The organism is Acetobacter malorum, from assembly GCF_002153605.1.
GTDB lineage: Bacteria > Pseudomonadota > Alphaproteobacteria > Acetobacterales > Acetobacteraceae > Acetobacter > Acetobacter malorum_A.
The window spans coordinates 57,222-71,340 of sequence record NZ_JOPG01000003.1; the positions used below are offsets into that span (position 1 = coordinate 57,222).

The 14,119-nt window shown below is 58.2% G+C and carries 7 protein-coding genes; 4 read left to right on the plus strand and 3 right to left on the minus strand.

Features of this window, described 5'->3' with window-relative positions; all coding sequences use genetic code 11:
• Positions 1-137: 137 nt before the first annotated feature.
• The 4 genes from HK23_RS01695 to HK23_RS01710 all read left to right on the plus strand — a co-directional run bounded on the left by HK23_RS01695 (position 138) and on the right by HK23_RS01710 (position 11,459).
• Positions 138-6,203, plus strand: a complete 6,066-nt coding sequence (locus tag HK23_RS01695; protein ID WP_086652647.1) for a DUF3320 domain-containing protein — start codon at positions 138-140, stop codon at positions 6,201-6,203.
• A 124-nt stretch (positions 6,204-6,327) separates the two neighbouring features.
• Positions 6,328-8,124, plus strand: a complete 1,797-nt coding sequence (locus HK23_RS01700; protein WP_086652648.1) for a glycoside hydrolase family 15 protein — start codon at positions 6,328-6,330, stop codon at positions 8,122-8,124.
• Between the two features lie 484 nt (positions 8,125-8,608).
• Positions 8,609-8,920 (plus strand): heme oxygenase-like domain-containing protein, encoded by a 312-nt coding sequence (locus HK23_RS14860; protein WP_143217463.1) that lies wholly within the window; start codon positions 8,609-8,611, stop codon positions 8,918-8,920.
• Positions 8,913-11,459: an HWE histidine kinase domain-containing protein gene (locus HK23_RS01710; RefSeq protein WP_086652650.1), complete on the plus strand. Its 2,547-nt coding sequence runs from the start codon at positions 8,913-8,915 to the stop codon at positions 11,457-11,459. Before HK23_RS14860 ends, HK23_RS01710 begins: the two co-directional genes overlap by 8 nt.
• Positions 11,460-11,469: 10 nt before the next feature.
• Here HK23_RS01710 and HK23_RS01715 read toward each other — a convergent pair whose 3' ends face one another.
• Genes HK23_RS01715 through HK23_RS01725 form a run of 3 tightly spaced genes read right to left on the minus strand, consistent with a single transcriptional unit; the run spans position 11,470 to position 14,062 of the window.
• Positions 11,470-12,231 carry an ABC transporter ATP-binding protein gene (locus HK23_RS01715; protein ID WP_086652651.1) on the minus strand — a complete coding sequence of 254 codons (762 nt, stop codon included), beginning with the start codon at positions 12,229-12,231 and terminating at the stop codon, positions 11,470-11,472.
• Positions 12,228-13,235 carry a FecCD family ABC transporter permease gene (locus HK23_RS01720; RefSeq protein ID WP_086652652.1) on the minus strand — a complete coding sequence of 336 codons (1,008 nt, stop codon included), beginning with the start codon at positions 13,233-13,235 and terminating at the stop codon, positions 12,228-12,230. The genes HK23_RS01715 and HK23_RS01720 overlap by 4 nt, the downstream gene beginning before the upstream one ends.
• The gene (locus HK23_RS01725) at positions 13,232-14,062 is read right to left on the minus strand and encodes an ABC transporter substrate-binding protein (RefSeq protein WP_086652662.1); all 831 of its coding nucleotides are present in this window, start codon (positions 14,060-14,062) and stop codon (positions 13,232-13,234) included. Before HK23_RS01725 ends, HK23_RS01720 begins: the two co-directional genes overlap by 4 nt.
• Positions 14,063-14,119 lie beyond the last annotated feature (57 nt).

Genomic DNA, 14,119 nt, shown 5'->3' on the forward strand with positions numbered 1-14,119 from the left:
AATGAGGTTTTTTTAGGCGTAAGACAAAATTTGTTCTGCAAATGTCCCTTACATTTTGTCCCGTCAGGCCCCATAACAACGCCAGAGATTTTTGTGCGGTTCTTGCCCGCGCAAACTGAGTTCTGGAGAGATGACGCATGGATTTAGAGCATACGGAAGAGGTTTCCATTGTAACGGAAACACCGCAACCAGCCCCGGTTCCGGCTCCTCCCGCGTCGCCTGTGCTCAAAGTCTCCCTTCAGGACGCGCTGAACGCCTCGCTCTGGGAAAATAGCGTCCCCGTTCTGCTGGAACTGGCCCTGCAGAACGAAACGGATCGCAGCTTTTCTCAGATTGACGTGACGGTCAGCAGTGAGCCCCCCGTTATTCGCCCGCGCGCGTGGCATCTCCAGCAGATCGACCCCGGGCAGTTTCGCACTCTGAAAGATCTTGATCTGAAACTGGATGGGGCTTTTCTGAGCACCCAGACCGAAGCCTCCCGCGCGACAGTCACCTTTCTGGCAACAGATAAAGAGACCGGAGAAGAGCTGACCCGTCACACAACCGACGTGCGTGTTCTGGCTCGCAATGAATGGGGCGGCCTGTCCGGTATCCCAGACATTCTGGCCGCTTTCGTGATGCCGAATGATCCGGCCATTGCCCGTATCCTGCGCAGTGCGACGGAGATTCTGAAAAAGGAAGGCCTGTCTTCGTCTCTGGAAGGGTATCAGGGCTCCAAAGAACGGGTTTGGCAGCAGGCACAGGCGATCTGGTGCGCCATCTGTCAGCTTGATCTGGCCTATATCAACCCGCCTGCATCCTTTATCGACTACGGGCAACGTGTCCGTCTGCCCAGCCAGATTGTAGAAGACCGTCTGGCGACCTGTCTGGACACCGCCGTGCTGTTTGCAGCCTGTCTGGAAGCCGTGGGTATCCGTCCGATTATTGTTCTGACGCAAGGCCATGCCTTTACCGGCTTCTGGCTGGCAAAACTGGATGCCGGGGTTTCCGTCATGCAGGATCTGCCTGCTTTGCGGAACCGTTTGAAATTGCAGGATCTGGCGGTGTTTGAAACAACGCTGGTCACGGCAGGTCGCAAGCCAAGCTTCTCGGTTGCGTGTGAAAAAGGGGAAGCCAACCTGCGCCACGCAGGCGAGGATGAAGAGAACACGTTCCGCGAGATTATCGACATCCATCGCGCCAGACTGCGGCGCATTCATCCGTTATCCTGCTCCCTGCCCTCAGCCCCGGCTGAGGATCAGCCAGACGCGGAAGAACCGGAAGCCGCCCTGCCCGCTTTTGAGCCTGCTCCTGTTCTGCGGGAAGACCCGCAGGAGGTAGAGGAGGACAAACCCTCCACACCAGCAGACCGCCTGCAGCGCTGGTGTAACCGCCTGCTGGATATGTCAGGCCGCAATCGGCTGCTCAATCTGCCCCGCTCGGACAAGCAGCTGATTGTTGTCGATTGCCCGAACCCGTCCGAGCTTGAAAATCATCTGGCCGCTATGCGGTCTGGCCGACTGACAAAGCCCCTGCGCTTCTGCCCCTGGCCGGACATGATGGATGAGGGCGACCCACGTCAGGCCAGCCTGCATCATGAACGGCACCATGAGGATGCGGCCCGCGCTTACGCGGAGGAAGCTCTGGGGCGCAACGAACTGCTTGTCTCCCGCAAGGAAAACCAGCTTCAGGCCGCCCTGACGGAGCTTTACCGGCGTGCCCGCGCCGCCGAGCACGAGGGCGGGTCCAATGTGCTGTTCCTGACCATTGGCGCTCTGGCCTGGACGGCAGAAGGACGGGATAAGCCTTATCTTGCTCCGTTGATCCTTATCCCGGTTATTCTGGAACGGCCCAGCGTCAAATCCGGCTTCGTCCTGCGTGCCCACCCGGATGAAAGCCGGATTAACGCGACATTGCTGGAAATGCTTCAGGCCGATTACGGTCTGCGTTTCCCGGCGCTGGAAGGCGAGACACTGCCGGAAGATGAGTCCGGGCTGGATGTTGACCGTATTCTGGAACTCTTCCGCGTTGGCCTGCGCTCCGTGCCCGGCTGGGAAGTGCGGGATTACGTCACGCTGACCACGCTCTCCTTTGCCAAGTTCCTGATGTGGAAAGACCTGCAGGAACGCAGTGACAAACTCCGGACCAGCGAAGTCGCCACCCGCCTGCTGGATGGCATCACTGCGGAAGATACCGAGGCAGCGCCCCTGCCCCGTTTTTTTGAAGTTGATGGTTCTCTGGACGAGGCACTCGTCAAGGCAGATCTCATCTGCCCGATGGAAGCAGATTCCTCGCAGCTCAAAGCCGTTGCGCGTGCAGCATCCGGAGAAAGCTTTGTGCTGATCGGGCCGCCGGGCACCGGGAAAAGCCAAACCATTACGAACATTATTGCCAACACACTGGCGCAAAACCGTACCATTCTGTTTGTAGCGGAAAAGCGGACAGCACTGGAAGTGGTGCGCAACCGCCTGAAGCAGATTGGGCTGGCGGAATTCTGTCTGGATCTGTTCTCCCCCAAAGCGAGCAAACTGGCTGTGCTGGGCCAGCTTGAAGCTGCTCAGACCGTGCTGGAAAATTTCAGCCCGGATGAGTGGGACCGCAGCCGGCAGCAGTTGGACCAGATCCGTACCGAACTGAACAACTACGTTGTTGTGCTGCACCAGAAATGGCGTAACGGCTGGACGGCTTATCGCGCCATTGGCGTGACGCTCCGCGCCGATGATGCGCAGACACTCGTCATTCCGCTGTCATGGCCAGATTGTAACGCCCATACCGCGCAGGATTACCAGACGCTGGCCGATACGGCGGAAAACATCGCCAGCCTGTATGACCGTATTGGCGATGTCGTGCAGTCGCCCAAACTGGCTGGCCTTGAGCATGTTGAATGGTCTCCCATCTGGGAAGGCCGCCTGCTGGATGCCGTCTCCGCAGCTCTTGCCAGCCTGAGCCGCCTGCGCACAGCAGCAGAGGATGCTGCGCGCGCTCTTGGACTAGGCACGTCAGACTTGTCTCTGCGCCGCCTGCGTCAGCTCAACATCCTGTGCGGTCAACTCCTGAAACCGGAAGCCTGCGCATGGGCTTTCCCGGACACCTCTCAGCAGACCCTCGACAGTCTTCTGGCTGAAAAAATGCCGATTGCGCGGCACGCACAGCTCAAAGGCGAGCTTCGCACGAAGTGGAAGCCGGAAGTGCTGAACCTGCCGCTGGAAAGCATGGTTCAGGAATGGCAGGAGTCCAAGGAAAAATGGATTTTTGCCCGGTCTAAAATTCAGAAAGGCCTGCGCAAAAAGCTGGAGAGCCACACCACCGCCCTGCCGGACGAGTGTGAGGACGATCTGGTCCGTCTGGCAGCAATACAGGCACTGGAAAAGCAGCTAAAGGATGCACAACACCACACGGTTGTTGGACCAGTCTGGCAAGGTCTGGACACAGACTTCAGCAAGATTGAGGCGATGCATGCATGGGGGGCAAAAACGCGCTCGGCGCTGGCCGCCTGCGCGGGTGATACAGCCGCACTGCTGGCAGCCCGCACGCACCTGAACGCACTCCTGCGCGACGGGATGGATCTGCTACGCACCGGAGGTCCGGTCCATCACGCACTCACGGCATTTCAAGGCACTTTGGCTGAATGCCAGACCAGTCTGGAAGCGCTCGGCGCTCTGAGTGGGTCAGACGCGCTGGCGCTGGTCGAAAACAGCCAGCCGACATGGCCGGATACCATGACGGAAACCTTGCAGGCCTGGAAACAGTCCGCGCGAGACCTGAGAGACTGGTGCTCCTGGAAACATGCCTGCCAGGATGCTGTCCGGCTTGGCCTGACCCCGCTGATTACAGCCATTGAGCATGGTCTGGTGGCCTCACACGATGTCACGCGCGTGTTTGAAGCCAATTATGCCCGCTGGTGGGTGCGCTTTGCGATTGACCAGTCCCCTCTGCTGCGTGGCTTTGTTGCGGCAAAGCATGAAAAGCAGATTGAGCGGTTCCGCACGCTGGACCGCACATTGATGGAAATGTCCGTCAGGCTTATCCGCTCACAACTGGCCGGGCAGATCCCGGATGCCCGAACCCGCCAGACAGACCCGGAATACAAGGTGCTGACGCGGGAACTGGCCAAGAAAATGCAGCATCTTCCCATCCGGCAGCTGGCGGAAAAAATGCCCACGGCCCTGCGCCGCCTGACCCCTTGCCTGATGATGAGCCCGCTTTCCGTGGCGCAATATCTGCCTGCGGATGCCACAGCATTTGACCTCGTGATTTTCGATGAGGCCTCACAGATCCCGACATGGGATGCGATCGGGGCGATTGGCCGGGGTAAGCAGGTCATTGTCGTGGGTGACCCCAAGCAGCTCCCCCCCACAGACTTCTTTAACCGAACCGCCTCCGATACGGATGAGGTGATGGAAACCCAGACGTGCGATCTGGAATCCATTCTGGACGAGTGCCTCGGCGCAGGTGTGCCGCCCGTCAATCTTTCGTGGCATTATCGCAGCCGGCATGAAAGCCTGATCGCCTTTTCCAATCAGGCCTATTATGGCGGCCAGCTCATTACCTTCCCGTCGCCCGTCACGAAGGACCAGGCGGTTTCCTTCCGTTTTGTGCCGGGTGGCGTCTATATGCGCGGCGCGGGTCGCACAAACCCGGTGGAAGCCCGTGCGGTTGTGGCGGAGGCGCTGCGCCTGCTGCAGGATGGCTCCGAGCGGTCTCTGGGCATCGTCACCTTCAATAGTGATCAGCAAACCCTGATTACGGATCTGATGGACAAGGCCCGGAGTGAAGACCCGGCCCTTGAGCGCTTCTTTAGTGATGACGCTGCGGAACCTGTTCTGATCCGCAATCTGGAAAACGTGCAGGGTGAAGAGCGTGATATCATGCTGTTCTCCCTCACCTACGGGCCGGATCAGGCTGGCAAAATTACTTTGAATTTTGGCCCGCTGAACCGCGATGGTGGGGAGCGCCGCTTAAACGTCGCCATCACCCGCGCTCGTGAGCGCCTGATTGTGTTCGGGTCTCTGCACGGAGACCAGATTGATATTGCCCGCACGCAGGCCGTCGGGGTGCATGACCTGCGCAAATTCCTCACCTTTGCTGAACATGGCGCTACCGCACTGGCGGGACTGCATGAAGGCTCTGTCGGGGACTTTGATAGTGATTTTGAAAAGGAAGTGGCTGCGCTGCTCCGCCTGAAGGGCTGGCAGGTCGTACCGCAGATTGGCGTTTCCGGCTTCCGGGTTGATCTGGGCGTTGTGGACCCGGACCGTCCGACCACCTTCCTTGCCGGGGTCGAATGCGATGGCGCGACGTATCATCGCAGCGCGACCGCGCGCGACCGCGACCGGCTGAGGCAGGCTGTTCTGGAAAATCTGGGCTGGACCATCCTCAGAATCTGGTCAACCGACTGGTGGACCAACGCTCAGCGCGAATGTGACCGGCTGGACAAAGCCCTGCATGCACTGCTGACCAAAATACGGGAAGAGCGTGCCGCGCAGGAAGAAGAGGAACACGCCCACGCTGCTCTCCTCCATGCTGAAACTGACCCTGCTGAGGCACAAGACGCTGCCCTGACGCAGGATGACGCTCAGGACCCGAAGGAGCATTCAGACCACCCTGATAACGCTGTATCCAATAAAACCACGTCAGGCGATCCGGGTCTTTACGCTCGGGCACCAGAGGGCCTACTGCCGCAGGCCAATCCGGTTTTACCGCGTAATGAACAGGAAACTTCTGAAGATCAGCCGGATGCAGTGCCCGATCAGGCTTTGTTTTTCAAGGATACCTATACCCCGACGCTCATTCGCCTGATTCAGCAGGAAGTAAAGACACAGGGCCCGGTGCGGGAAGATCTGCTGGTGCAGTCCATCTCCCGCCAGCATGGCTTTGCTCGGGCGGGACGAGAAATCCGCGAGCGTCTTCAGGGACTGATCCCGGCATCCTTCCCGCGCACGCAGGAAGATGTCGGCACCTTTGTCTGGCCGGAAACAGTCTCGCCGGATGCGCCACTGGCTTTCAAAGCCCCGACCCCGCACGAAACGCTGGACCCGGCAACTGTGCCACTTGCCATGCTGGTCAGTCTGGCAAAAACACTCTTGCTGACCGGCCTGCCGGATGAGGAGCTCATCACCACCATGCGCAAAGCCTGCGGCATGGGGCGTATGGGAGCGGCAACACGAGCCCGGTTTGAAGCCGCTCTGGCACGCAGCCGCGCCCCGGAAAACAGTCCCTCCTGACTTAACTCCCTCTCCATCCGGAAGACAGCATCAGAACAGCGATCTTTCGGATGGAGCAACGGAACGCTTACACCCTGCACCCCGTTCAGACTGAAAAGTCTCTTCTTCTGCAAAGGGTGCCGGTATGTCTCCTCACGACCTGTTTCCGCGCCGCATTCTTCCTCTTCCTATTGAAGACTACGCTCTGCTGGGGGATTGTCACACTGCGGCACTGACCGGGCGTGACGGCACCATAGACTGGTTGTGCCTGCCACGGTTTGACAGCCCCGCCTGTCTGGCGGCGTTGCTGGGTAATGGAGAACATGGGCACTGGGCCTTACACCCGGCAGAACCCGTTCTGAGTGTGCAGCGTCGTTATCGTGATGACACGCTGATTTTAGAAACCACATTTACCACCCAAAATGGTGACGTAACATTGACGGAGTGCATGCCTGTTGAACAGGAGCACCGCACCCTGATCCGCTGTATTACGGCCGTCCGCGGACAAGTGCAGATGCGGTGCAGCCTGCGTCTGCGGTTTGATTACGGGCAAACTATTCCGTGGGTTACCAGCCTGCCTGATGGAAGCGGCCTCTGCGCCATCGCGGGGCCGGATCAGGTCGTGTTACGCTCCACTGTGCCACTCCACGGGCAGCATCTGACGACAGAAGCCTTTTTCGAGTTGAAAGAAGGGCAGACAGAAACCTTCATCCTGCAACACGCTCTCTCGCATGAGCCTCTTCCCTCTAAGGTGGATGCAGAGGCTGCGCTCGCCCATACGGAGCAATGGTGGCGGGACTGGTGCTCACACTGCACCTATCAGGGACCATGGCGAGAGGCCGTTCTCCGCTCCCTGATTGTCCTCAAGGCGCTGACCTACGCGCCAACAGGCGGAATTATTGCGGCCCCCACGACATCTTTGCCTGAAGATCCGGGCGGTATCCGGAACTGGGATTATCGCTATTGCTGGTTGCGGGATGCCGCCCTGACCCTTTCCGCCTTTATTTCCTGTGGATACCACGCTGAGGCTCAGGCCTGGCGCGACTGGCTCCATCGCAGCATTGCAGGAGATGCCAGCCAGATTCAGATCATGTATGGCCTCTGCGGGGAACGAAGTTTGCGGGAATGGACCGTTGAAACCCTGCCCGGCTACCACAACGCCGCACCTGTGCGCGTGGGTAATGCTGCATCGGATCAGGTGCAGCTCGATATTTACGGCATCATGACTCATGTCGCCCAGCTTGGGCGGGCTGCTGGTCTGAGCAACAGACATTCAGCGTGGGCGCTACAGACCCATCTCGTCAACTGGCTGCAAGCTATCTGGCAAAAACCAGATCAGGGCATCTGGGAGGTACGGGGCGGACCGAGACAGTTTGTGCATTCCAAAGTGATGGCCTGGCTCACATTTCAGGCCTCTTTGCAGGACATGGAACGCTACGGCCTCCCCGGCCCCAAAGAAAGCTGGACCCGGACCCGGGATGCTCTGCATACCGATATTTGTAAAAATGGTTTTAATAAAGACCTCGGGTGCTTTGTGCAGTTTTATGGCGGCGATACTCTGGATGCCGCTTTACTGCTCATCCCCCGCGTAGGCTTCCTGCCGTATGATGACCCTCGCATTCAGCAGACAATTGCTATGATTGAAAAAAACCTGCTTCACCATGGCTTTCTGCAAAGATACAAAACTCACAACAATGTTGATGGTCTGAACTCCACAGAAGGTGCCTTTCTGGCCTGCACCTTCTGGCTGGCTGACGCCTATGCGCTGACAGGCCGGCGAGAAGATGCCGTTGCCTTATTTGAAAAACTGCTGAGTTTACGTAACGATGTTGGTTTGCTGGCTGAGGAGTATGATCCGCAGAACAACACTCAGCTGGGCAATTTCCCGCAAGGTTTTTCCCATCTGGCGCTTATTCACACAGCGTTGACGCTTGCCACTTAGTGCTCCGGACGCTCTGCACCTTCATGTATTTTATAGTGATCCAGCAATAAGCACGGATTAGTGATCATAAACAAATCGTATCATTTTGTTTTCGCATGTTGTCTATCCGGTACATGAATGCGATGATACTTTTAGATTAACTGATACGCAGATCCTGCTGCCTGCCTTTTTCAAACCATGCAGGACCCTCTGGCGTAGTCTTTTCCAGAGGGTGCGAGGTTCGGTATGCTTCATGACTCACGTCGTTTTTTTCTGCGTGACAAAACAGATGCCGACCACACAGAGCTGGACAGCCTGATCGGCCCGCTGACATCCGAGGCCACGTATCGCCGTTATCTCAAAAGCCTTGCCGCGTTCCGCGCTGGTGCTGAGCAAGCAATCAGCAGGGCCAGATGGCCGGAAACCCTGTCCGGCTGGGCTCCGGTGTCCCTGAGTGCCATGATGCATGGCGGACCTGAAGGATCTGCAGGAAACACGTGCACCCATGCCCGATTTCCCGCCCCCAATGTCTGCCCCGGCACTTCTGGGTACGTTGTATGTTCTGGAAGGCTCCTCACTCGGAGCGCGCTTTCTGGCCAGACAGGTTGCCGCTTTGGGATACACTCAGGATTTTGGAGCACGGCATCTGGCCATCCAGACAGCCTCTCCAGACAACTGGCAGCATTTTCTTCGTCTTCTGGATACCGCCCCTGAGTGGGATGCAGAAGCGGCAGCAGGCGCTGCACACACTCTTTTTCGCTATGCCATTGATGCCGTAAGGCGGACGGACAGCCTTACGGAAATATTTCATGGTTGAATTTGGTCAGGCAGATCTTACCAGTTGCGATAAAGAACCCATCCATATCCCCGGTAGTATTCAGCCACATGGCTGTTTGCTGGCGTGTGAGGGCGATACGTTCCGGGTTCGGCGTGTTTCCGCCAATGCCGCCACCATGCTGGGGCTGGACGGGCTGGCCCCAGGTGTTCTCCTTTCGGATTATCTGAGCGCAGATATGCTGCACGCCCTGCGCAATGCTCTGGCACATAGTCTTTCCCTTGGGCGACCGGCCTATATGTTTGGCGTCCATCTTGCCGGGGCCGCTGCATTCGATCTCTCAATCCATGTCTCTGGCGATGATATTGTTATCGAATGCGAGCCTGAAGGTGCGCCGGAGGATAACAGCCAGTCCGTTGCCAACCTGCGAATGATGCTGGACCGCCTGCGCGATATATCAGACATGGAGACCCTCTTCCGGGCCGTGGTGCGTCTGATGCGCGGCATGCTGCATTATGACCGCGTGATGATCTATCGCTTTGACCCAGACTGGTCCGGCAAAATTGTGGCCGAAGCACGCTCCTCCATTCTTGAGAGCTTTCTGGGGCAGCATTTCCCCAGTGCTGATATTCCAGTTCAGGCCAGAGATCTTTATCGCCGTGCGCTGATCCGCATGATCGGCGATGTCAGCTATACCCCTGTACCCGTGCAGCAATTGCCGGGGCTTAGCGCGCTGGATATGTCCCTCTCCCAGTTACGCAGCGTCTCACCCATTCATTGCGAGTATCTGACCAACATGGGCGTGGGGGCATCCATGTCCATTTCCCTGATAGTAGACGGGAAGTTGTGGGGCATGATTGCCTGCCACAACTATTCCCCCAAAATTCTGACATTGGGTGAGCGCACAATCGTCAAGATTTTTGGTGAGTTTGTCGCGCTGCGGATTGTGGTGCTTCTCAGAACCAGCCGTTTGCAGGTCACTCAGCAGACCCACACCCTGATTGAAAATTTTTTGAGAGAGGCTGTCCCGATGTCGGACATGCCCTCTTACCTGCGTCAGCATATTGCCGATCTGGCCCCCCTCATCCCCAGCGACGGGATCGGGTTATGGATCAACGGGCAATGGACAACGCATGGCACAGCCCCCTCCGCGCCTGATGTCGTGCTGGGTCTGGTCTCCATCGCGCATGAACGTGCCGGCCACCATATCTGGCATACGGACCATCTGACTGGCATCACCACCGATTCTGCGGCTCTCTTGCCAGACGTGGCTGGTGTGATGATCATCCCGATCTCGGCCCAGCCGAAGGATTATGTCTTCCTGTTCCGGCGCGAAATTCTCCAGACACTGAACTGGGGCGGTGACCCGAACAAAACCTATGTGAACGGTCCTCTTGGCCCGCGCCTGACCCCCCGCACCAGCTTTGCTATCTGGAAAGAAGAGGTGCAGAAAAAATGCCTCCCCTGGACGGATAATAATCTGGAAGCTGCCGGGCTCGTCCGTTCCGGGCTGATTGAAGTGATGGGCGCCTATCACCAGCAGCAGTTGAAGGAGCGTTCTCAGGCCGACACGCGCCAGCGGATGCTGAATGAAGAACTCAGCCACCGGGTGAAAAATATTCTCGCGGTCGTGCAGTCCCTCATGGCGCGGCCCGTGCCGGAAGGCCGCACGATGCAGGAACATTTTGTTGTGCTGCAAGGCCGTGTGAAGGCTCTGGCTACTGCGCATGATCAGGTGGTGCGTACGGACGGGGGCGGCCTGCTCTACCCCCTTCTGGAAGCCGAACTGGCCCCGTATCGTCTCCAGTCGGATACCATCACGCTTTCTGGCCCGCAGATCTGGCTAACAGGGCGTGCCTTGTCCGTCATGGCGCTGATTGTGCATGAACTGGCAACCAATGCCGCAAAATATGGGGCTTTCTCCAATCGGGAAGGCCGCCTGCATATCTCATGGTGGCAGGATGACATAACGCAGGACTGGGTAATCACCTGGCAGGAAACTGGCGGCCCACCCATTACGAGGTCTGACAGCAAAGGCTTTGGTTCCATTTTGCTGGACCGGGCTGTTCCGCATGAGTTGCATGGCAAAACAATAAAAGAATTTCGAACGGAAGGGCTTTTCATCCGTTTTGATCTTCCCAGCCACCATGCTGAGTTGATCACACAGGAGAACAACACCATGCAGGCACCCCTGAAAGCAGAAGTCATGCAGGCAGACCGCATGCAGTTGCAGAACAAGAGTATCCTGATTGTGGAAGATCAGCTTCTGATTGCCATGGATGTTGAACAGGCTCTGGCAGACCACGGGCTTTCGGATGTGCGTACAGTCTCTTCCGTTTACGAAGCCCTGCAGGCCATTCGGACCCACCCCCCTGATCTTGCTTTGCTGGATTTCAATCTGGGAGATGAAACATCGACCGATGTGGCCCGCACGCTGCGGGAAAGAGGCATCCCGTTTCTGTTTGCCACGGGGTATGCTGACCACTCCATGATCCCTACGGAATTTCAGGACATGCCGGTGGTCCGCAAGCCCTATGCGCCAGCAACCCTGATCCGGGAAATGGAAAAACTTATCGGCTGAGGCGTCTTTTTCAGGGACATAAATCCCACGGCACGGGGATTGCTCCAATCCGCCGTGTCGTGACCTGATACACATCGCGCACCAGCGGCTCGGCCAGCACCTGCTCCGGCACCCCATGGGCGCGAACAGCGCCATCCTGCATCAGCACGAGCTGATCACAAAAGCGAGCAGCCAGCGCCAGATCGTGCAGCACAACCACGACAGCCTTGCCCTCCTGATGTGCCGCTTGCTGAAAAAGGGACATCACCATCAGCGCATGTGCCGGGTCCAGTGCCGCAACAGGCTCATCAGCCAGCAGAATGGGGGCGTCCACACAGAGCATCCGGCAGAGTGCCAACCGGGCCAGTTCTCCACCGGAAAGACGATGAGCCGGACGATCCGCGCTTTGTAAAAGCCCGGTTTTCTCAAGAGCTTCCGTTACTTTGGGGTGGTGAAACGCAACAGACCCGCTTTCTCCATGCGCCAGCCTGCCAAGGGCGGCCACATGGCGCACGCTCATGGGCGGTGGGCGCACAACTTCCTGCGGCATGAACGCAATCTGGCGTGCCCGCCAATGCGCGGGGGCCGTGGCAAGGTTCTGATTATTAAGCTGGAGATGCCCACTATCCGGTGCCCTCAAGCCAGCAAGAACGCGTAACAGACTGCTCTTGCCTGCTCCATTTGGGCCAATCAGTCCCAGCACCGCTCCACTCTGCACAGGCATGGTAACGGACCGCAGGATCTGCCGTCCGCCGAGAGAAAGAGAAACATCTGATGCGTGCAGGCTGGTCATACGCCATCCTTCCGCAGCTTCAGCACCCGATGGAAGAAGACGGGGGAGCCGACCAGAGCCGTCAGCACGCCAAGCTGAAGTTCAGGCCCGGAGGCTGTCATGCGGACGACATTATCCGCGACCAGCAGCAAAGCCGCCCCACCCCAGAACGATGGCCAAAGCAGACGGGATGGCTGATAGCCCGTCAAGCCGCGTAAGACATGCGGCACCACCAGCCCCACAAACCCGATCGCGCCGGAAACCGCCACGCAAGACCCAACCGCCAGCGCCGTCCCCAGCACAACCAGCAGCTGCACGCCTCGCCAGCCTGTGAGAACAAACCCCATGCTGGTGGCAACCTCTTCACCCAACGTCAGAGCGTCCAGCGCCCGGCCCGTTGTCAGCATCAGCGCATTCCCCAGAACAGCGCCCGGCAGGCAGATGGCGACATCGGTAAAGGTCCGGTCTGTCAGAGAACCCATCAGCCAGTGCATGATTTCAAAAGAGGCATAGGGGCTGGGGACCAGATTCAGCGTTAGCGCTGTCAGAGCAGCGGTAAACCCGCTTAACGCAGCGCCCGCCAGCAGGAGCACCAGCACGCCGCCGTCCCCCACCAGCAGCATCAGCAACGCGACAGCAGCAAAAGCGCCGATTAACCCGCCGAGCGGGAGAGCCACCAGCGAGATCTGCATCAGCCCTGTATAAAAGACACAGACCGCCCCCAGCGCCGCGCCACCGGATACGCCCAGAATACCGGGGTCCGCCAGCGGGTTGCGCATGTAGCCCTGCAAGGTTGCCCCGGAAAGACCCAGCACACCGCCTACCAGAATACCCAGAAGCGCGCGTGGCAGACGCAGCTGCTCAAGAATAATGGCTCCCGCAGTAGCCCGTCCTGCCAGAATATCCTCCAGAGCCTGCATACCGGCAATGGAGCTTTCCCCATGCCAGAGAGACACAAGAAACAGTCCCCCGACGCAGGCCGCCAGACAAAAAGAGAGGCCTCGCCCTTGTTGACCTGTGATCATCGAAGAGCGTCCAGTGCAGCACGGTTGGCTTGAAGGCGGCTGATGACATCCAGCGTTTGCGGCAGGCCACACAGCCATAATCTGGCGGGAATATCAGCCTTATGCGCGTCCGGAAACGCGTTCTGTAAAACCGGATTGTCCAGCATGGCCTGCGCTATGGAATAGCCTTGCCCGGAGCGGTCCAGAATAAGCAGATCAGGCGGATGGGCAATCAGGGTTTCCAGAGGCAGCTTGCGCATATGGCCCATCCCCTTCTGCCCCGTATAATTCTGAAACCCGGCATGGCGCAGCACATCATCTGGCAGACTTCCCGGCTGCGTGACAAAGCCATTGGCGGCATAGATAGCCGCAACCGGACCATGAGGGTCAGTCACGCTCAATGCAGCCAGCCGGGTGCGGAATGCGGTCACAAGCTGGCTGCCACGCTCGGGCTCCCCAATAGCGTTCGCAACTGTCATGATCTGTGCTGGAATATCCTCAAGTTTATCTGCAGGTCGGAGCGCCACCACGGGCAGCCCCAACGATCTGGCGACCTGCATGGCAACGCGCGCCGTATAGATGCCTCCCAGAACAATATCTGGCTGATGCGCCACAACAGCTTCCGCCGAAACGCGCAAAGTAGGCACGGCATGCGCCTGTTCGCACAGCACTGCGTTCTGGCAATCCCGCACCATGGGGCTGAGGCCCACAATGTTTTCAGGTTTGGCCAGCATCAGCACCAGCTGATCGGTGCATAAATTGAGTGAAGCAATCCGGTGCTTTGGCTCGGCCAGAGCCGCGGGAGCCCAGCAACACAGCAGCAGAACCAACAGGAGCCGCTGCCACATCAGCACTTCAGATGCCCAAAGGAAAATTGGAAACAGTAGGGCATAGCGGCCTTTATC

Excerpts from the sequence above, each read along its gene's own strand:
- HK23_RS01720 (WP_086652652.1), bottom strand. The coding sequence starts at position 13,235 with ATGATCACAGGTCAACAAGGGCGAGGCCTCTCTTTTTGTCTGGCGGCC.
- HK23_RS01725 (WP_086652662.1), bottom strand. The coding sequence starts at position 14,062 with ATGTGGCAGCGGCTCCTGTTGGTTCTGCTGCTGTGTTGCTGGGCTCCC.
- HK23_RS01710 (WP_086652650.1), top strand. The coding sequence starts at position 8,913 with ATGGTTGAATTTGGTCAGGCAGATCTTACCAGTTGCGATAAAGAACCC.
- HK23_RS14860 (WP_143217463.1), top strand. The coding sequence starts at position 8,609 with ATGCCCGATTTCCCGCCCCCAATGTCTGCCCCGGCACTTCTGGGTACG.
- HK23_RS01700 (WP_086652648.1), top strand. The coding sequence starts at position 6,328 with ATGTCTCCTCACGACCTGTTTCCGCGCCGCATTCTTCCTCTTCCTATT.
- HK23_RS01695 (WP_086652647.1), top strand. The coding sequence starts at position 138 with ATGGATTTAGAGCATACGGAAGAGGTTTCCATTGTAACGGAAACACCG.
- HK23_RS01715 (WP_086652651.1), bottom strand. The coding sequence starts at position 12,231 with ATGACCAGCCTGCACGCATCAGATGTTTCTCTTTCTCTCGGCGGACGG.